Genomic DNA, 16413 nt, shown 5'->3' on the forward strand with positions numbered 1-16413 from the left:
CCGATCGCCAGTAAGCCCGGCAGCGGACGACCGGACTTCAGCGGACGGCGGCGGCGAGCGGCACGACCGGGGCGGCGAAGTCGATCGGGTAGTCGAACTGCCACGCGAACTTCTCCGGGTCGCCGAACGCCTTCATCGCGATCGGCATCAACGCGTCGCGCAGGACCCGGGCGATGGGGCCGGCGGCCTTGTCGGCGTTCGTGCGGGAGGCCATCTTGATGATGCGCTCGACCCGCTCGCGGCGCATCCGCTCATACTCGGCGAAGGCCTGCGGCACGGGCAGGTCACGCAGGCAGCGGGCGAGCTGCACGGCGCTCTCGATGGCCAGCGACGCGCCCTGGCCCGAACTCGGGGACGTGGCGTGGGCGGCGTCTCCAAGCAGTACCACCGAAGCCTTGTGCCAGACGGGGACGGTCGGAATGTCCTCGAGGCCGCCGGTGATGACCAGGTCCTCGGGCCGGGAGCGGCGGACCATCTCCACCGCGGGCGTGCGGTCGTCGCGGAACGCCTCCGCGATCCGCCGCAGCCACTCCTCGGTCGGCACCCGCTGCGCTTCCGCGGCCCGCATCGGCGTGGGGTGCGGAAGGTTCGCGAACCAGCCGGCCTCGTCGGGCTCGATCTGGTACCCGAAAAATGCGCGTTTGCCAAAAACCATGTGCATCTTCGGCCCGGTCGGCACCAGTCCCTCGCCGGTGCAACGGGCACCAAAGCCCAGCAGCCCGGCGTACCGCGGTGCCGGCGCATCGGGATCAATCGCCGAACGGACCGTGGACCGAATCCCGTCCGCACCGATCAGCACGTCCCCGATGGCCGTGCTGCCATCCGCGAACGCAGCGCGCACCCCACCCCCGTGCACGCTTCCGCCCCCGTGCGCGTTTGTGGCGTCGTGCAGCGAGACCAGGCGTTTGCCGTGCTCGATGCGGATGCCGCGGCGGGTGGCCTCGGCGTAGAGGGCGCGGTAGAGGTCGGAGCGCCAGATCAGCAGCTGCGCGGGGAGCCGCTCGGGCGCGCCGAACTCGGCCAGGCGCTTGCCCGTCCAGCTCTGCATGACCATCGCGCGCATCGGGCGGCCGGCCGCCGCCACCGCCGCGTCGGCGCCGATCGCGGCCAGGGCCTGCCGGCCGTTCGGGGCGATGCTCAGGGCGCCGCCGACTCCGGTGGCCGGGCCGTCGTACGCCTCGTAGACAGTCGCCTCGATGCCCGCCTGTTGCAGCGCCATCGCCGCGACCGGACCCCCGATGCCGCCGCCGATGACGATCGCCTTGCCGATTCCGGCCATGACCAGTCCCCGCTTCCGTCAGGCGGCAGAGGCCTCGTCCGTGAAGACACGGCCGCCTGGCGCCAACTTGGATTAGTTGACTCCAACTATCCATGGGCGACTAGTCAGTGTCAACTATTCAGGGACGTACTCCGCACCGTGGCCGGCGGCCCACATCGGGCCCCACCCCTTCTCGGGATCCGTGATCTTGGTGATGAATTCGGTGACGAAGACGCTCTCGGCTTCGAGCAGGCTCAGTCGGTACACCTCCTCGATCAAAAACAAAGGGGGAAGTCCCTGCGCCTCGGAGGTGTCGATCACCTCCTGTGCGGCCCGGCGCTGCTCCGCGAGGCCGACCAGCCGCGCGCGCAGGAGCGGCACGACCTCGTTCGGGGTCAGCGCGGCGACCAGCGACAGCGCGGAGACGAACGCCGGGTATTCGTGCTGCGGCTCCCCCACCAGCTCCCGCAGCCAATCGCGCAGCTCAGCCCGTCCGGCGTCGGTGATCTGGTAGACGGTCCGCTCGGGCCGCGCGCCGTCGCGGTTGACCTCCTGCTCGGCCACGAACCCGGCCTTGGCGAGCTGCTGGACGACCATGTACAGCGAGCCGTGGTTGAACTTGATACTGCGCGCGTCGCCGTGGTTACGCAGCGTCTTCGACAGCTCGTAGGGGTGCATCGGCTGCCGACTCAGATACGAGAGCACGGCGAGCGCGAGGAGGTTGCTGACCTGCCGTTTTTTCATCCGGGGGTACCGGCTGCATCGAGGTCCCGCCGCGCCTCGCCGTCGAGCTCGAGGCGGCCGGCGGCCACGTTCTCCTCCAGGTGCTCCAGCGACGCGGTGCCGGGGATGAGCAGCGTGTTGGGTGCGACGGCGAGCACCCATGCGAGCGCGACCTGGGCCGGGGTGGCGTCGAGGCGCTCGGCGACGGCCTTGACCTTGGGGTGCCCGATGACCCGGGCCCGCCCGAACGCCGCGCCGAGCGGGAAGAACGGCACGAAGGCGATGCTCCGTTCGCGGCACAGGTCCAGGACCGGCCGCGACTGCTGGTCGACCAGGTTGAACGGGTTCTGCACGCAGACGATCTCGGTCTTGGCGAGGGCCTGCCGCAGCTGCTCCTCGTCGACGTTGCTCATCCCGATCCCGTCGATGAGCCCTTCGTCGCGCAGGGCGATCATGGCGTCGAGCTGCGCGTCGAGCTTCTCCGGCGCGTCCTTGGCGTGCAGCCGCAAGTTGACCGCGTGCAGCTGGTCGATCTTCAGCGCCTGCAGATTTTCCAGCACGCCCGCGCGCAGCTCCTCCGGCCGGTCGGCGGGCAGCCAGGCGCCCTTCTCGTCGCGCCGGGCCCCGACCTTGCTGACCAGGACCAGGTTGTCCGGGTACGGGTACAGGGCGCTGCGGAGGATCTCGTTGGCGACGTCCGGGCCGTAGTACTGGGCGGTGTCGATGTGGTCGACGCCCAGGTCCACGGCCCGGCGCACCACGGCGAGCGCCTCGGCGCGGTCCCGGGGCGGCCCGAAGGCTCCGCGCCCGGGCAGCTGCATCGCGCCGAACCCGACGCGGTGGACGACATGTTTGCCCAGCGGGAAGGTTTTCACGCCCCCCATCGTCACACGACGAGGTTGAGCCGTCGTTCGGCGACGCCGATGCTCACCCGCTGCCCCCACGCGAGTTCGAGCCGGTCGCCCTCCAGCCCGTCGGCGAACACGACCAGCCGCTCCCCCTCGCACCCGAGCTCCAGCCGCTCGTCCTCCCGCAGTTGCCCGCTGGTCAGGGTGGCCCCGGTCGCCGGCGACGGCCACGCTTCCCGGACGAACCAGCACACCGCGGCCGCCTGCGGCTCCGGCAGCTCGGGCGCGCCCTTGCGATCCAGCACGATCGATGAGCACCAGCCGGTGGCGCCGGTCCCGGTGCCGACCACCACGCCGGACGAGGACTGCCGCTCGTGCTCGCCGCCCGGTTTCCTGAGGGTGTACCGCGCGGACTGGTGACTGACGTGCCCGAAGTACACCTCGTTCAGCCCCAGCAGCTCCTGCCCGTCATCGAGCTTCGCCGACACCATCGTCCGCCGCTCAAGGTTTCGGTTCTTCTGCAGGAGCCGCGGGATCGCCTCGGGAGCGTGCCGGACGAGCACCCCCGGGTTGCGCCCCGGCTCGGGATCGACCCCGATGACGGGCTGCCCGTCGAGGTACTTCGCCACGTTCGCGACCAGCCCGTCCGGCCCCACCGCGACGACGATGTCCTCGGGCCCGAACAGGAACCGCGGCAGGTCCTCCCGATCGATGTGCCCCCGCCGCCAGTCCGCCGGAATCCCCGACCCGACCACGGTCAACGCCTGCCGCAACGCCGCGTGCCGACCCGCGACCTCGTCGAGATCACGCCCCCGCTGCCGCAGGTAGTAGTCGGCCGCCGCCCTGGTCCCATGCCGGGCGAGCAGCTCATCGAGCTCACTGCGCCGCGACACGAGCACAACTCTCGGGGCGAGGCTGCTCATGGGATCTCGCTCTCCTTCGCCCGAGCCGTCATCAGTTCTCGCACGTTCTTCGCGCCGGCCGTTCTCGGTTTTCGTTTGCCACTCTCATCCGCGCCGGCCGTGCTCGGTCCTGGTTGCCGCTCTGGTCCGCGCCGGCCGTGCTCGGCTTTTGGACGCCGCTGTTCTTTGCCCGGGCCGTTACCGGTTCAGCCGGTTGAGCAGGTCGGTGACCACGTCCGGGGTGATGGTGAGCTGCCCGATCTCCGGCAACTGCCCGGCCAGTTCGCGAAGGGCGAGAGCCTGCAGTACCGCCGGCGGCAGATCCCGGTAGGCGGCGAGCCGAGCCGCCTCCGCCTCCCCTTCCGCGAGCCCGACCGCCCGCACACCGTCGGCCCGGGCCTGGGTCCGCACCCGGTCCGCATCGGCTTCGGCCACGGCCGCAACCGTCGCCCGCTCCGCCTCGGCCTGGGCCGCGACCAGCGCCGCCGTCGCGTCGAGCTCGGCCTGCCGCTGCGTGTTGGCGCCGTGCTGCTCGACGAGCTGCTGCTCCCGCCGGGCGAGCTCGATCTTGTTCTGCAGCTCGTTCTCGGAGATGGCCCGCTCCTGCTCGACCGCCCGCGCCCGCCGGGCGTAGGTGGCGCGGTCAGCCTCCTGCTGGACAGCCTCCCGCGTGGGCGTCTGCAGCGCCCGCTCCAGGTCGGGCTCGGGCCGGATGGCGACGACCCGCGCCGAGACGACACTCACCCCCGTGTCGGCCAGCCGCGGATCACTGCCAAGCGCCGCCGAAACCGCTTCCCGCACGGGCGCGATCCCGGCCGTCAGCGCCTCGGTCAGCGGCAGCCGCGCGAGCAGGTCCAGCGCCGGCTGCTGCGCGAGCTCGGCGAGCAGCGTCGCCACCTGGTCCAGCGGCTGCGCCCGCCACTGCCCACCTTTGGGATCGACGGAGAAGTCGAGCCGCTCGGCCGCGGTAGCCGGCGCACTGATCCGGTACGTCACGGTCGCCTGCACGGTGACATCGGCGAAGTCGCTGGTGCGAGCGTGGAATAGCAGCGGCAGCTCGCGATCATCGATGGGCACTTCGGAGAGCACGGCGGTCAGCGGCCGGTACCAGAACGACTGCCCAACCCCTTCGTGCCGCACCTTCCCCCCGACGTGGTGCCGAACCCAACTGGTCGGCGCCCCACGCAGGTGCCGCATGAACATCCGCCGAGACACATCCGCCATGACGTCCTCCCCATGAGTTATCGTCACGTAGACGATATAAGTCGTCGCCCTTTCTCGTCAACGTGGTGATAAATACATGGCATTCGCGGTCACGGTCGACCTGGTCATGCTCACGGTCCGCGAGGACGCCTTGTGCGCCTTGCTGATCCGCCGGGCCATCCCCCCGTTCGAGTCGTCCTGGGCGCTGCCGGGCGGCTTCGTGCAGGAGACCGAGGATCTGCCGGAAGCCGCGATCCGCGAACTGTCCGAGGAGACCGGCATCCACCAGGAGGCCGCGCACTTGGAGCAGCTGGCCACCTACGGCACCCCGTCGAGGGACCCGAGGGCGAGGGTAGTGACCGTCGCCTACCTGGCCCTGCTCCCAGCCGCCCCCACCCCACGAGCAGGCACCGACGCCGCCGAGGCGAAGTGGCTCCCGATCAGCGACCTGCCCCCGCTGGCCTTCGACCACGCGAAAATCCTGGAAGACGGCGTGGAACGAGCAAGGTCCAAACTGGAGTACTCCTCCTTGGCCACAGCGTTCTGCCCTCCAGAGTTCACGATCGCCGACCTCCGCGCGGTCTACGAGGCGGTCTGGTCGGCCCCCTTGGACCCAAGGAACTTCCACCGCAAAGCCACAACAACCCCAGATTTCGTACTCCCAACCGGCCGCTCAACCACAGGCGACCGCGGCCGCCCAGCCCAGCTCTACACGAAGGGCCCAGCAACAGTCCTCCACCCTCCGCTCCTAAGAGCCCTCCCCCCGACACCGAAATAGCCTCTCCTTCCGCGAGTAGCCCACCGACCACCAGACACGACATGCCAGCTCCCGTTTAGCGCCCGCTTTCGCCCCGCCGCGGCGGCCATGAAACCCGTGTCCACGGACCCGGGCTCGCTCTCCGCGAACCGCGCCTGACAGATGCCCGTTGACAGACGATCAGCCCAGCTGCGACAGCCCCGGATCGCGCAGGTCCCAACCGCAAACGCCCACACCACACACCCGTTCGCACAGAACCGCTTCCCAATGCCCGACGCCCGCCAGACCGATACAGCCGGGCCAGGCCAGTACAGCCGGGCCAGGCGGATACAGCCAGGCCAGGCCGATACAGCCGGGCCGGACCGATACAGCCGGTCAGACAGATACAGCGGCGGGGCCACGGAAATGCAGCACCCACGCATTCGCGCACCCCACGGGCGCCGACAGCGTGAAGCGCTCTGACCGCAAAGTGAGCTGAAGCGCTCTGACCCACAGTGGTCTGAAGCGCTCTCGCACGGCGGTCAGAAATCTCTCTGCGCACGGTGATCTGAAGCGCTCTGACCACACGGTGATCTGAAGTGCTCTATCCGCACCGCACGATGGCCCGAAGTGCTGTCTCCGCACGGTGATCTGAGCGCTCTGACCGCACGGTGGCCTGAAGCGCTCTCGCCGCACGCTGATCTGAAGCGCTCACACCGCACGATGGCCCGAAATGCTGTCTCCGCACGGTGATCTGAGCGCACGGTGGTCTGAACTGCTCTCGCCGCACGGTGGTTTGAAGTGCTCACACTGCACGGTGGTCTGAACTGCTCTTGCCGCACGGTGGTCTGAAGTGCTCGCACCGCGCGGCGGTCTGGAGTGCTTCGCCGCGCGGCGGTCTGGAGCGCCGGGGTTGGTCATGCTTCGGCTCGGGCCCTTTGGCGCGGCAGGCGGAAGCCGGCGATGATGAGCCAGGCGAACGCGGTGAAGCGGGCGACTGGCAAGAGGTACGCGGCGCCGTCCACCAGCAGTGCCAGCGTCGACAGCTCGGCGATCCCCGCGATTATCAGGCCGGCCCAGGCTAACCACGCGGGCATGAGGCGGGCGAGCAGACCCGGCACGGCGATGCCGGCGAGCAGCAGGCCCAGCGGGACGACGTGCCCGACGCCACCGGCGGCGAAGTTCAGCATCTGGAGCGCTCGGACCAGTGCCGGCTCGGCGTGCAGCTCGGGCCGGCCCAGCGTCCAGCCGATCAGACCCGACAGTGCCAGGAAACCCGAGGCGAGCAGACCGCCCGAGAGCGCGATCGTCGGACCGGGCACCCTGATGCCGAGCTGGTGCAGGCGGGCGCTTGCGGTCGCCGCGTAGATGGCCAGCGGGATGGCCGCGCCGAACTGGAACGCGCCGCCGATCCTGACCGCATCCGCATTGTCGCGGAAGTACACGAGAATGCTTGTCGCATCTCCAAACGGGGACGGGTAAGGCTTGCCGCCGGCCAGGATCGTGCTGAGCACGAGGCCGAGCAGGAACAGCGCCGCGAACACGATCGCCAAGGCACCCAGATGCGGACCGCCCTGCGTCCGCCGTCGCGGGCCCGTAGGCACGGTGCTGGTCATGCGATCACCGCCCCGCCGGCCAGCGTCGTGCTGGGCAGCCCCGGCCGCACGTGGATCCACTCGGCGCCGGTGACACCGAGCAGGGACAGCGCGGCAAACACGATCGCCAATGCGCCCAGGTGCGAACTGCCCGGCGTCCTGAGCATCAGGCCCGTGGGCGCGGTGCCGGTCATACGATCACCCGCCCGCCGGTCAGGTCCAGCGTGGCGCCGGTGATCCAGGAAGAGGCGTCGGAGGCGAGGTAGAGGACGGCTTCGGCGACGTCCTCCGGCCGGCCGATGCGACCGAGCGGGAAGTGCGACGCGAGCTCGGTGAGCTGCTCGTCGCTCATGTGCTCCTGCATGCGGCTGTTGAGGACGGCCGAGGGGGCGAGGCAGTTGACGCGGATGCCGTGCCGGCCGACCTCCGACGCGAGGTGCTTGCTGAACATGACCACGCCCGCCTTGGCCGCGGCGTAGGCGGCGCTGGCCAGCCCGGGCATGCGGCCGGCGGTCGACGACATGGTGACGATCGTGCCGGTGCGGCGCTCGATCATGCCGGGCAGCACTGCACTCACGGCCAGGAACACCGAGGTCAGGTTGACATCGACGGTGGCGCGCCACTGCTCGGCGCCGAGCTCGTGGGTCGGGACCGGCCGGCCCTGGCCGCCGACGAACGGGGCGAGAATGTCGATCGGTCCGAGCGCCTGCTCCACTGCCTCATGGATGCGATGCACGGTTTCCGCGTCGGCGGCATCGCCGGGCACGGCCAGCGCGTTGCCACCGGTCTCGGCGATCGCGCCGACCAGGCCCTCGACGGCGGCGGCGTCACGGCCGTTGACCGCGACCCGCACACCGTTGGCCGCCAACGCCCGGCTGGTGGCCGCGCCGATTCCCCGCGATCCGCCAGTAACGAGCGCGACCTTCCCGGCGAGGTCGGGATGACTGGTGAACGACATCAGGCACTCCCTTCTTGATGATGAATAGTTCAGTGGAGTGAATCGTTCGTTGTGGTGTACCATAACGGCATGGAGCGACGCGGGCAACCCCGGCGGCCACGAGGAGCGGCTTTCCTTCTGGCTCAACTCGGCGCACACGCGGCCGAGAAGTTCGCGGGCCGCGTGCAGCAGCTCGGCCTCTCACCGGCGGAGGTCGGCCTGCTGCGGATGATTTCCGGCCAGCCGGGCCGCAGCCAGCAGTCGGTCGCGATCGACCTGGGCGTGGTGCCGAGCCGCGTCGTCGTGCTCATCGACAACCTGGGCCACAAGGGCCTGGTCGAGCGGCGGACCGGCGCGACCGACCGCCGGCACCACGAGCTGTACCTGACCGTGGACGGGGAACAGATCATGATGGACATGCGATCGATCGCCACCGAACACGACGATGAACTGCTCACCGCCCTCGCCCCGGAGGAGCGGGCGCAGCTGACCGAGTTACTGCAGCGGATCGCCGACCAGCAGGGCCTGACTCCCGGCGTACATCCGGGCTACCGTCAAGCGGCCGTGCGTCGAAAACCCGTCGCCCAGGACAAGTAACGGCGCGGGGCGCTCGAGGCGAGAACGGTCATCGCACGCGAGCGATGACCGCCGAGGCTCTTTTCCTGGAGACCTGCGGCGCGGGCACATTGCCACAGCTGGGCGGCATTGCGCAGGCCGGGCGGCGTTGTTCGTGCCGGGGCGCATCATGTGTGGGCGAGCCGCGTTGCGCGTGCCCGGGCACATCGGCAGAGTTGGGCGGCGTTGCGCAGGCCGGGCGGCGTTGTCCGCGCCGGAGCGCATCGTGTGTGGGCGAGCCGCGTTGCGCGTGCCCGGGCACATCGGCAGAGTTGGGCGGCGTTGCGCAGGCCGGGCGGCGTTGTCCGTGTCGATCGCGTTGCACAGGCTGGGCGGCATGCAGCGGGTTCGCTCTGTTGTGGGCTCCGCTCCAAGCTACCGGGTTCGCTCCGCCGCTGCGGGTTCACTCCACGCTGCGGGTTCGCTCCGCGATGTGGGTTCGCTCCGCGATGTGGGGTTTCGATCTGCGCTGCGGGTTCGCTCTGGGTGGCGGGCTCGCTCCGCGCAACCGGGTTCGCCCTGCGCTGCGGGTGCGCCATGTGCGGTGGGGTGCGCTCTGGGCGATGGGGCTCGGTGGGCGGTTGGGGTGGTGGCGCCGGCGCGGCCGGGCCCTTGTTGGCCACGATGGCCTCGCCGAACTGGGTGAAGCTGCGCGGCTGGGCTAGGAGGTGGGGCTGGGGGGTGGGACTTTAGTGACGTACGTCGGGGTGGGGGCTACGGTCTACGGGCATGAGTGGACCGCACGAGGGGCTGGCTGGGGTGGTTGGCGGCTCCGTGGTTGAGGTGGGGTCCTCTTCTGGGGCTGGAACAGGCGCTGGGGCTGGGGCTGTTGGGCTTGGTAGCCGGATTGTCGCGTTGGTTGGAGCGGTTGCCGCGCTGCTTGCGCTGGCGTTGCCCTGGGCTCGGGAGGACAACACCGTCACGGTTGAGACTGACCTTGGGGCGGCTACGTTGTTGCAGCGCGGTGGGGTTGTTTGGAGTGGGTGGGCGTTGCATGGGGCCAGTCGGATCGATGGGCATCGGCCGGTCAGCGTGGCCATGGCTATGTTGTTGATTACCGCGACGCTGGTCCTGCTGGGGGCGGCCTGGGTGACCTTTGAGCGGCCCCGGATGGTTTGGGTGGCGCCGGTCATGGCTTTGGCGGCGATTTTGACGCTGGTTGTCAGTGTTCCTGGGCTTGATGGGGTTGGTGGGCGGTTTGGGGCTGGGCATGCGACCACGCCGGAGTTTGGGATTGTGGTTTGGCGTTCCGCCCTCGCTGTCGTCGCTGTGGGTGCGGGTCGGCTGGTGTTGCTTCAAGGGATCCGTCGGGCGTAGCTGGAAAAGCGCAACGAGATCAGAGAACTGCTGGAGACCGGAGACCCCCAAAGACGAAAGACCCCGCGAGACCGAAGAGTCCGGGAGGCCGAAGAGGCCGAAGAGACCGGGAGACGAAGAGACCGGGAGAGCCCATAGGACCGGAGAAAGGCCGACCGGCGTAAAGGCCCCGGTGGACCTCTCAGAGCTAGCGGTCGGTGGGGGCGGGAGTGGTGGTTCGGCGGGCGGCGGCGGCTTGTTTGTGGGACTCGCGCATCTTCTTGTACTGGGCCTGGGCCTCCGGGCTCCAACCCTGGATCGCGCCCTCGACCGTCGCGGGGCCGAAGATTTGGAAGAAGAAGGTGCCCACCCGGTCCGGTTTGGCGGCGGGGCGGCGCTTGCCCGAAGACTGGTCCCCCGACGTCGGGGTCGCAGGAGACGGCTTCCTACCGAACATCGCGAGCTCCTTGGTGGGCTAATGATTGGTGCACCAATCGTTGGTGTACCGCTAGTATGGCAGCACACCTCAACCGAAGGGAAGGCGAAGTCGCGTGACCGAGGACGCAGTGGGCCGGGATCCGCTCGCGCTGGAGCATCAGGTCTGCTTCGCGCTGGCCGTGGCCTCGCGGAACGTCATCTCGCTCTACCGGCCGCTGCTCGAACCCATGGGGCTGACGCACCCGCAGTACCTCGTGATGCTGGCCCTCTGGCAACAAGCGCCGCTGTCCGTCAAAGAGCTCAGCCGCCTCCTCCAGCTCGACCCCGGCACCCTCTCGCCCCTGCTCAAACGGCTCGAGTCGACCGGGCTCATCCACCGCGGGCGGGCCGGGCACGACGAGCGGCTGCTCGAGGTGACGCTCACCGAAGGCGGGCGGGAGCTGCGGCGGGAAGCCGAGAAGATCCCGGCCGCGGTGTTCGAGCGGCTCGGAATGCCCATGGACGAGCTCCTCCAGCTGCACGCCGCACTCACACGCGTCATTGCGATCACCAGAAGCGAATAACGAAGCGAATAACGAGGCGAATAGCTGAGTAGCGCTCAGCCCCGCGTCTCATACAGCGAAGCCTCGAAGCGCCGCTTCATCGCCGGAATCCGGTCGGTCGCGCGCAAAAAGGTGCGCTGGAAAGCCAGCGCCGCGCGGCCGATGACCGGGCGGTGGACGAGCTGGTCGCCGCCGGTCTGCGCCTTGGACGCCTCGACCGCCCGGAAGCCGTAGTCGAGCATCTCGCGCTCATAGTCCGCGACCGCTGCGAGCGTCGGCCGGCCGCTGGTGAGCGCCTCCACCAGGTGCTGGGCGTCGCGTAGCGCGGTGTTGGCGCCGACGCCCTGGCCCGGCGTCATCGTGTGGATCGCGTCGCCGAGCAGGGTGACGCTGTCGGTCGGCCACGGCGGGATGCGGACCGACGTGCGGATGTTGATCGGGAAGCACGTGGTCGGGTCGGTCAGCGCGAACAGCCGGTGCAAGCGCGGATCCCAGCTCGGCGTCATCGCGGTGACCAGGCCGATCAGATCAGCGCCGGCCAATCCCATGACATCGGCCGGCCACTTGCCGGTGGCGGCGGACAGGCCCCAGTTCAGGTAGTTGCGCGTGTTGTCGAACAGGAGGCTCTCCGCGCCACCCCCGTCAAAACGCTGGTCCAGGAACGGAAACTCCATCGAATGCAGAATGCACGCCATTCCCCGCGGCGCCAGCACCATGCCGATGCCCGGAAACAACCAGTCAGGCACAAGCGAAAGACTTTCCGGCGTCATTGGTACTTTCGCCGCGACCGCGATGATCCCGGCGTCCTCGAGCCGAGCGTGCGGCAGCCGCTGTTTGCGCACCGGTGAGTTGACCCCGTCCGCCCCGACGAGCAGGTCCCCCGTGGCGCTGGTGCCATCGGCGAAGTGGGCGGTGACGCGGCCGTCGGGCTCGTACGAGTACCGCCGAAACGTCTTGTCGAAATGCAGCACGTCCTCCATCCCGGTGAAGAGCACCTGGCGCAGGGTCATGCGGCTCACGGACTTCTCGTCGTTGACGTCGTCCGCAGGCTCACGCAGCGTGATCGTCAGGGTGGGGCGGAGGTGCTCGTCGAGGAACGCGAAGCGCTTCGGGGGCAGGGCGCAGGTGTCGACGAACGTGCGGTACAGCTCCGGCGGCAGGCACGCCTTGAGCGCCTGGGAGCCGTGCGGGTCGATGCCGACCCGGTAGCCGTGCAGGCCACTCGTGCGGGTCCGGTCGCGCTCGTACACGGCGACGTCGATGCCGGCCCGGCGCAGGCCGTGGGCCAGGCACATGCCGCCGGTACCGGCACCGATGATGATGACCTTCACGTCAGGTTACCTCGCTGATCTAGTCGCTAGAATTTCTAGTTACTTAGCGTACGAGGCAAGCCGGTAGGATCGCAAGGGTGAGTTCGGAAGACCTCGTGGCCGCATTCGGGCGGGCGATGCAGGAGTACCAGCGGGCGGTCGACCTGCTCGACCAGCGCGTCGCCGAGCGGCTCGGCCTCAACCGGACCGACATGCGCTGCCTGGAGCTGCTGCTGGAGCCCGAAGGCGCGGCCATGTCGCCGGGCGAGCTGGCGGTCGCGGCCGGCCTGACCACCGGCGGCGTGACCACAGCCATCGACCGGCTCGAACGGGCCGGATACGTGACCCGTGAGCGGGACGCGGGCGATCGCCGGCGGGTGACGGTGCGCCCCACCCCGCTCGCGCAACAGTCGGCGTGGGAGCTCTACGGGCCGATCGTGACGGCCGGTGGCGAGTTCCTGCGGCGCTACAGCGACGAGGTCCTGCAGAGCATGATCGAGGTACTGGAGTTCTCCACCGGCCAGTACGACGAGCACGCGAAGCGCATCAAGGATTGACCCCGGCTAATCCAGGTGCCAGACCTCGGTCAGCGGAGCCCACTGCTCACCGTCCGGGGTCCCGTCCAGGCGCTGCTGGCACGGGTCGGTCAGCGTCCACCATTCACGGGTGATCGGGTCGTTCGCCACCGCGGCGGCGTCGGTCCGATAGTCGTCGCCGGTGTACTCGTAATAGGCGAACAACACATCCCCGCGCACGAAAATCGTGTAGTTGGTGAAGTGGCTCTCGGTGAGGCGGGCCTCGACCCCGGGCCAGACCCGGCGGTGCAGGCGAAGATACTCCTCACGGTGTTCGGGGCGCAGCCCGATGACGGCTCCGAATCGACGCATGCCAAGAGCATCAACGAGAAAAGGGCGAGCCGCACGTCGAGGAGAGCCGGTAAGGTCCGCGAGCATGGTGGATCCTGTCGGCGGTACCGTCGCGAAGGGCTTCGAACCCGTCGCCGAAGCCTTCCGGGCACAGCTGGAGTCGGGGGCCGAGACAGGCGCCGCGGTCGCCGCCTACGCCGGTGGCGAGCTCGTCGTCGACCTGTGGGGCGGCTGGGCCGACGCCGCCCGGACCCGACCCTGGACGGCCGACACCCTGGTCACCGTGTTCTCGGCGGGCAAACCGGTCGCGGCCCTGGCCGTGCTGGCCCGGGTCGCCGACGGGCGGATCGGCCTCGACGAGCCGGTCGCGAAGTACTGCCCGGCGTTCCGGGACCCGCGGGGCACGGTCCGCCACGCCCTCGCCCACCAGCTCGGGCTGCCCGCGATCGCCGAGCCGCTGAGCGCCGCCGAGGGCCTCGACTGGGCCCGCTGCACCGACGCCGTCTTCGCCTCGCCCTTCGAATGGGAGCCGGGGACCGCGGTGGGCGAGCACGCCCTGACCTACGGCAACATTCTCGGCGCGATCCTGCGCGGCGCGACCGGTGAGACCGTCGGCGACGTCGTCCGCGGGTTCGGCCTCGACGTCCATTTCGGACTGTCCGCCGCGGACCAGGGCCGCTGCGCCGAGGTCGAGCACGGGACGCCGGACTGGCCCGAGCAGTCCGTGCACGGCCACGGCGACCTGTGGGCCCGGGCCCTCGGCAACCCGGCCGGGCTCCTCGACACCGCGGTGCTCAACGGGGCCGGCTGGCGCGGCGGGGAGCTGCCGGCGGTCAACCTGCACGCGAGCGCCCGCGGGCTGGCCGGCGTGTACGACGCCCTCCCCCGCCTGCTGCCGGCCGGGCTGCTGACCGAGGCCCTGGCCCCGCAGGCGGTCGGGGTCGACCGGCTCCTCGAGGAGGAGGCGGTGTGGACGCTGGGCTGGCGGCGCGATGAAAACTGGGTCGGCATGGGCGGCATCGGCGGCTCCTCGGCCGGCGGGTTCGTGGGTCCCGGCGGATACTGGCTGGCCTACGTGACCAGGCACCTCGCCGACCATGACCGCAGCACCGCCGTCTACGATGCGATCGAGGCGTGTATCTAAGGCGAAGTTCGAGCAAGTACGATGCGTCCGTCCATGGGGAGGACTGACGCTGATGAACCGGAAGCAACTGCTCGTCGGAGCCGCGGTCATTGTGGTGCTGCTCGGTGGGGCCGCCGCCGCGGCCGGGATCTACGTCGGCAGCGTCACGCCGCTGGAGCTCGGTGAGCCCGGCGGGTCGACCGACGTCCTGTATGCCGACGGCTCGATCATGGCCCGGAACAGCCCGGACGACCAAGTCGCGATCGACACGTCACGGCTGCCGGGGTACGTCGCCGAGGCCGTCGTCGCCGCACAGGACCCCGGGTTCCCCGACGGGCACTGGTTCGGCCGGCCGACCCGGATCACCGTGCAGCTCGCCCGTCACCTGCAGCCGGACACGGACACCGGGACGGCGAAGCTGCAGGCCCAGGCCGCCCGCCTGGAGAGCCGCTACGGCCGCGCCGCCGTCCTGGACCGCTACCTCAACACGATGTACTTCGGCCGCCAGGCCTACGGGATCGAGGCCGCCGCCCAGGCCTACTACGCCAAGCCGGCCGCGACCCTCTCCCCCGGCGAGGCGGTGATGCTCGCGGCGCAGCTGGACGCGCCCGGCGACGCCACCTACGACCCGACCGTGCACGCCGACGCGGCCCGGAAGCGGTTCGAGGAGATCCGCAAGAACATGACCGGGGCCGGGACCGGGGTCGTGTTCCCGGAGGGCACCACCCGCACCGCCGAGGACGCCAAGCAGCGGCACGACGCGCTGCGCCCGAAGGACAACGCCGGGCTCATCGCGGCCAAGGTGCTCGACGAGTTCAAGGCCATCGAAGTCCCGCGCGAGGGCGCCCGGATCACCACGACCATCGACCCGAAGCTGCAGAACTCGCTGCTCGGCGCGGTCGGCACGGCGATGGGCGGCCAGCCCGCCAACCTGACGGCGGCCGCGGTGGCGGTGCAGCCGGGCACCGGCCGGGTGCTGGCGTATTACGGCACCCCGGCCGGCACGACCATGGACTACGCGGCCCTCGGGCACCCGGCGGGCGGCGCGTTCGTGCCGATCACCCTGGCCGCGGCGCTCAAGGCCGGCATCTCGCTGGAGTCGAAGTGGCTGGCCCCGGCCGAGGGCGAGTTCCCGGCATCCGGTCGCACGATCCGCAACGGCAACCCGATCCGGGACGGGAAGAAGTGCCCGGGCGGCAAGCCGTCGTGCACGCTGCTGGACGCCCAGCGCGACGTCCTGCGGGTGCCGCTGTTCGCGGTGACCGAGAAGTCGGGGCCGGCGACGGTCATCGACATGGCCCGCGCGGCGGGCATCGGCACCATGTGGGTGAACAGCCGCGACGGCGGGAGCAAAGCGGTGCCGCTCGACCAGCCCGGCAAGGAGCTGTTCCCCGAGTACTTCGGCACGGAGATCGGATACGGGCAGTACCCGGTGAAGGTCATCGACGAGGCCAACGCCATGGCGACGTTCGCCGCCGACGGCAATCGGGCCAAACCGCACTTCATCGCCCAGATCACCTACGGCAGCAAGACCCTCTACCGGGCCACCGAGCAGTCCGAGCCGGCCATCGACGCGCCGATCGCGCAGAACGTCGCCTGGGCCATGACGCAGCAGCCGGCCGGGCGCCTCGCCGACGGGCGGCCGACCGCGCTCGCGGCCGGGGAGTGGCAGTTCGGCGCCGACACCAGCCGGACCGGCAACGCGATGGCGGCCGGCTTCGCGCCGCAGGTGGCCGTGGCCGTGTGGGTCGGCAACAAGACGAACGAGCAGCCGCTGGTCGACAAGGGCGGGGCTACGATCACCGGCACCTCGCTGCCGGCCGCGATCTACCGGCAGTTCGTGAGCTCCGCGCTGGGGACCGCCCGGACCGACATCGACCAGCCCGCGCTCGTCGGCGACCCGAAGGCCGGCAACGCTTGACGCACTGACGCGGGCCGTAGTGGCGACGGTTGCGTGGGCTTATGGGGTCGGCGCCCGGATCGCCGTCGACGCCGCATCGCCGCGCGGGCTCAGGCGACGA

At 70.2% G+C, this 16413-nt stretch carries 17 protein-coding genes; 6 read left to right on the forward strand and 11 right to left on the reverse strand.

The annotated features are described in order from the left end of the window. Positions 1 to 37 precede the first annotated feature (37 nt). The 5 genes from ACIA8L_RS33555 to ACIA8L_RS33575 form a co-directional block, all read right to left on the reverse strand. Positions 38 to 1279 carry an FAD-dependent oxidoreductase gene (locus ACIA8L_RS33555; RefSeq protein ID WP_395910725.1) on the reverse strand — a complete coding sequence of 414 codons (1242 nt, stop codon included), beginning with the start codon at positions 1277 to 1279 and terminating at the stop codon, positions 38 to 40. Between the two features lie 114 nt (positions 1280 to 1393). Further along, complete coding sequence (locus ACIA8L_RS33560) at positions 1394 to 2002, reverse strand: PadR family transcriptional regulator (RefSeq protein WP_395910726.1); 609 nt, start codon at positions 2000 to 2002, stop codon at positions 1394 to 1396. Then, entirely contained in the window at positions 1999 to 2865 is an 867-nt protein-coding gene (locus ACIA8L_RS33565) for an oxidoreductase (protein WP_395910945.1), read from the reverse strand. The genes ACIA8L_RS33560 and ACIA8L_RS33565 overlap by 4 nt, the downstream gene beginning before the upstream one ends. A 2-nt stretch (positions 2866 to 2867) precedes the next feature. Next, positions 2868 to 3752 carry a hypothetical protein gene (locus ACIA8L_RS33570; RefSeq protein ID WP_395910728.1) on the reverse strand — a complete coding sequence of 295 codons (885 nt, stop codon included), beginning with the start codon at positions 3750 to 3752 and terminating at the stop codon, positions 2868 to 2870. Between the two features lie 177 nt (positions 3753 to 3929). Continuing rightward, positions 3930 to 4955 (reverse strand): SPFH domain-containing protein, encoded by a 1026-nt coding sequence (locus ACIA8L_RS33575; RefSeq protein WP_395910729.1) that lies wholly within the window; start codon positions 4953 to 4955, stop codon positions 3930 to 3932. A 76-nt stretch (positions 4956 to 5031) separates the two neighbouring features. Here ACIA8L_RS33575 and ACIA8L_RS33580 point away from each other — a divergent pair, with 76 nt between their 5' ends. Beyond that, complete coding sequence (locus tag ACIA8L_RS33580; RefSeq protein ID WP_395910731.1) at positions 5032 to 5712, forward strand: NUDIX domain-containing protein; 681 nt, start codon at positions 5032 to 5034, stop codon at positions 5710 to 5712. Positions 5713 to 6587: 875 nt separating this feature from the next. On the opposite strand, the gene ACIA8L_RS33585 is transcribed toward ACIA8L_RS33580, so the two are convergent. The 3 genes from ACIA8L_RS33585 to ACIA8L_RS33595 form a co-directional block, all read right to left on the reverse strand. Next, complete coding sequence (locus ACIA8L_RS33585) at positions 6588 to 7214, reverse strand: DUF4386 domain-containing protein (RefSeq protein WP_395910733.1); 627 nt, start codon at positions 7212 to 7214, stop codon at positions 6588 to 6590. Between the two features lie 68 nt (positions 7215 to 7282). Continuing rightward, positions 7283 to 7459 carry a hypothetical protein gene (locus ACIA8L_RS33590; RefSeq protein WP_395910735.1) on the reverse strand — a complete coding sequence of 59 codons (177 nt, stop codon included), beginning with the start codon at positions 7457 to 7459 and terminating at the stop codon, positions 7283 to 7285. Then, complete coding sequence (locus ACIA8L_RS33595; protein WP_395910737.1) at positions 7456 to 8223, reverse strand: SDR family NAD(P)-dependent oxidoreductase; 768 nt, start codon at positions 8221 to 8223, stop codon at positions 7456 to 7458. Before ACIA8L_RS33595 ends, ACIA8L_RS33590 begins: the two co-directional genes overlap by 4 nt. 69 nt (positions 8224 to 8292) lie before the next feature. Between ACIA8L_RS33595 and ACIA8L_RS33600 the strand changes: the two genes are divergently transcribed. Continuing rightward, complete coding sequence (locus ACIA8L_RS33600) at positions 8293 to 8799, forward strand: MarR family winged helix-turn-helix transcriptional regulator (protein ID WP_395910739.1); 507 nt, start codon at positions 8293 to 8295, stop codon at positions 8797 to 8799. Positions 8800 to 10321: 1522 nt separating this feature from the next. Here the strand turns inward: ACIA8L_RS33600 and ACIA8L_RS33605 are convergent. Then, a complete protein-coding gene (locus ACIA8L_RS33605; protein ID WP_395910741.1) occupies positions 10322 to 10570 on the reverse strand; it encodes a hypothetical protein in 249 nt (82 codons plus the stop codon). A gap of 94 nt (positions 10571 to 10664) precedes the next feature. Between ACIA8L_RS33605 and ACIA8L_RS33610 the strand changes: the two genes are divergently transcribed. Next, entirely contained in the window at positions 10665 to 11114 is a 450-nt protein-coding gene (locus tag ACIA8L_RS33610) for a MarR family winged helix-turn-helix transcriptional regulator (protein ID WP_395910742.1), read from the forward strand. 35 nt (positions 11115 to 11149) lie between these two features. Here ACIA8L_RS33610 and ACIA8L_RS33615 read toward each other — a convergent pair whose 3' ends face one another. Then, on the reverse strand, positions 11150 to 12424 hold the full coding sequence (locus tag ACIA8L_RS33615) for an FAD-dependent oxidoreductase (protein ID WP_395910743.1): 1275 nt from the start codon (positions 12422 to 12424) through the stop codon (positions 11150 to 11152). Between the two features lie 77 nt (positions 12425 to 12501). Between ACIA8L_RS33615 and ACIA8L_RS33620 the strand changes: the two genes are divergently transcribed. Further along, a complete protein-coding gene (locus tag ACIA8L_RS33620; protein WP_395910744.1) occupies positions 12502 to 12960 on the forward strand; it encodes a MarR family winged helix-turn-helix transcriptional regulator in 459 nt (152 codons plus the stop codon). Positions 12961 to 12966: 6 nt separating this feature from the next. Here the strand turns inward: ACIA8L_RS33620 and ACIA8L_RS33625 are convergent, their stop codons facing one another. After that, entirely contained in the window at positions 12967 to 13290 is a 324-nt protein-coding gene (locus ACIA8L_RS33625) for an L-rhamnose mutarotase (RefSeq protein ID WP_395910746.1), read from the reverse strand. A 64-nt stretch (positions 13291 to 13354) separates the two neighbouring features. Here ACIA8L_RS33625 and ACIA8L_RS33630 point away from each other — a divergent pair, with 64 nt between their 5' ends. Together ACIA8L_RS33630 and ACIA8L_RS33635 are read left to right on the forward strand one after the other, a co-directional pair. Further along, positions 13355 to 14413, forward strand: coding sequence for a serine hydrolase domain-containing protein (locus tag ACIA8L_RS33630; protein WP_395910748.1), 1059 nt, complete (start codon positions 13355 to 13357; stop codon positions 14411 to 14413). Between the two features lie 52 nt (positions 14414 to 14465). Next, the gene (locus ACIA8L_RS33635) at positions 14466 to 16313 is read left to right on the forward strand and encodes a transglycosylase domain-containing protein (RefSeq protein WP_395910750.1); all 1848 of its coding nucleotides are present in this window, start codon (positions 14466 to 14468) and stop codon (positions 16311 to 16313) included. The last annotated feature ends 100 nt before the right edge of the window (positions 16314 to 16413 follow it).

It is taken from the genome of Dactylosporangium sp. NPDC051541, from assembly GCF_044454505.1.
Taxonomy (GTDB): Bacteria; Actinomycetota; Actinomycetes; order Mycobacteriales; family Micromonosporaceae; genus Dactylosporangium.

Coding starts and splice junctions, on each gene's coding strand:
- ACIA8L_RS33555 (WP_395910725.1), bottom strand. CDS start 1,279: ATGGCCGGAATCGGCAAGGCGATCGTCATCGGCGGCGGCATCGGGGGT.
- ACIA8L_RS33560 (WP_395910726.1), bottom strand. CDS start 2,002: ATGAAAAAACGGCAGGTCAGCAACCTCCTCGCGCTCGCCGTGCTCTCG.
- ACIA8L_RS33565 (WP_395910945.1), bottom strand. CDS start 2,865: ATGGGGGGCGTGAAAACCTTCCCGCTGGGCAAACATGTCGTCCACCGC.
- ACIA8L_RS33570 (WP_395910728.1), bottom strand. CDS start 3,752: ATGAGCAGCCTCGCCCCGAGAGTTGTGCTCGTGTCGCGGCGCAGTGAG.
- ACIA8L_RS33575 (WP_395910729.1), bottom strand. CDS start 4,955: ATGGCGGATGTGTCTCGGCGGATGTTCATGCGGCACCTGCGTGGGGCG.
- ACIA8L_RS33580 (WP_395910731.1), top strand. CDS start 5,032: ATGGCATTCGCGGTCACGGTCGACCTGGTCATGCTCACGGTCCGCGAG.
- ACIA8L_RS33590 (WP_395910735.1), bottom strand. CDS start 7,459: ATGACCGGCACCGCGCCCACGGGCCTGATGCTCAGGACGCCGGGCAGT.
- ACIA8L_RS33595 (WP_395910737.1), bottom strand. CDS start 8,223: ATGTCGTTCACCAGTCATCCCGACCTCGCCGGGAAGGTCGCGCTCGTT.
- ACIA8L_RS33600 (WP_395910739.1), top strand. CDS start 8,293: ATGGAGCGACGCGGGCAACCCCGGCGGCCACGAGGAGCGGCTTTCCTT.
- ACIA8L_RS33605 (WP_395910741.1), bottom strand. CDS start 10,570: ATGTTCGGTAGGAAGCCGTCTCCTGCGACCCCGACGTCGGGGGACCAG.
- ACIA8L_RS33625 (WP_395910746.1), bottom strand. CDS start 13,290: ATGCGTCGATTCGGAGCCGTCATCGGGCTGCGCCCCGAACACCGTGAG.
- ACIA8L_RS33630 (WP_395910748.1), top strand. CDS start 13,355: ATGGTGGATCCTGTCGGCGGTACCGTCGCGAAGGGCTTCGAACCCGTC.
- ACIA8L_RS33635 (WP_395910750.1), top strand. CDS start 14,466: ATGAACCGGAAGCAACTGCTCGTCGGAGCCGCGGTCATTGTGGTGCTG.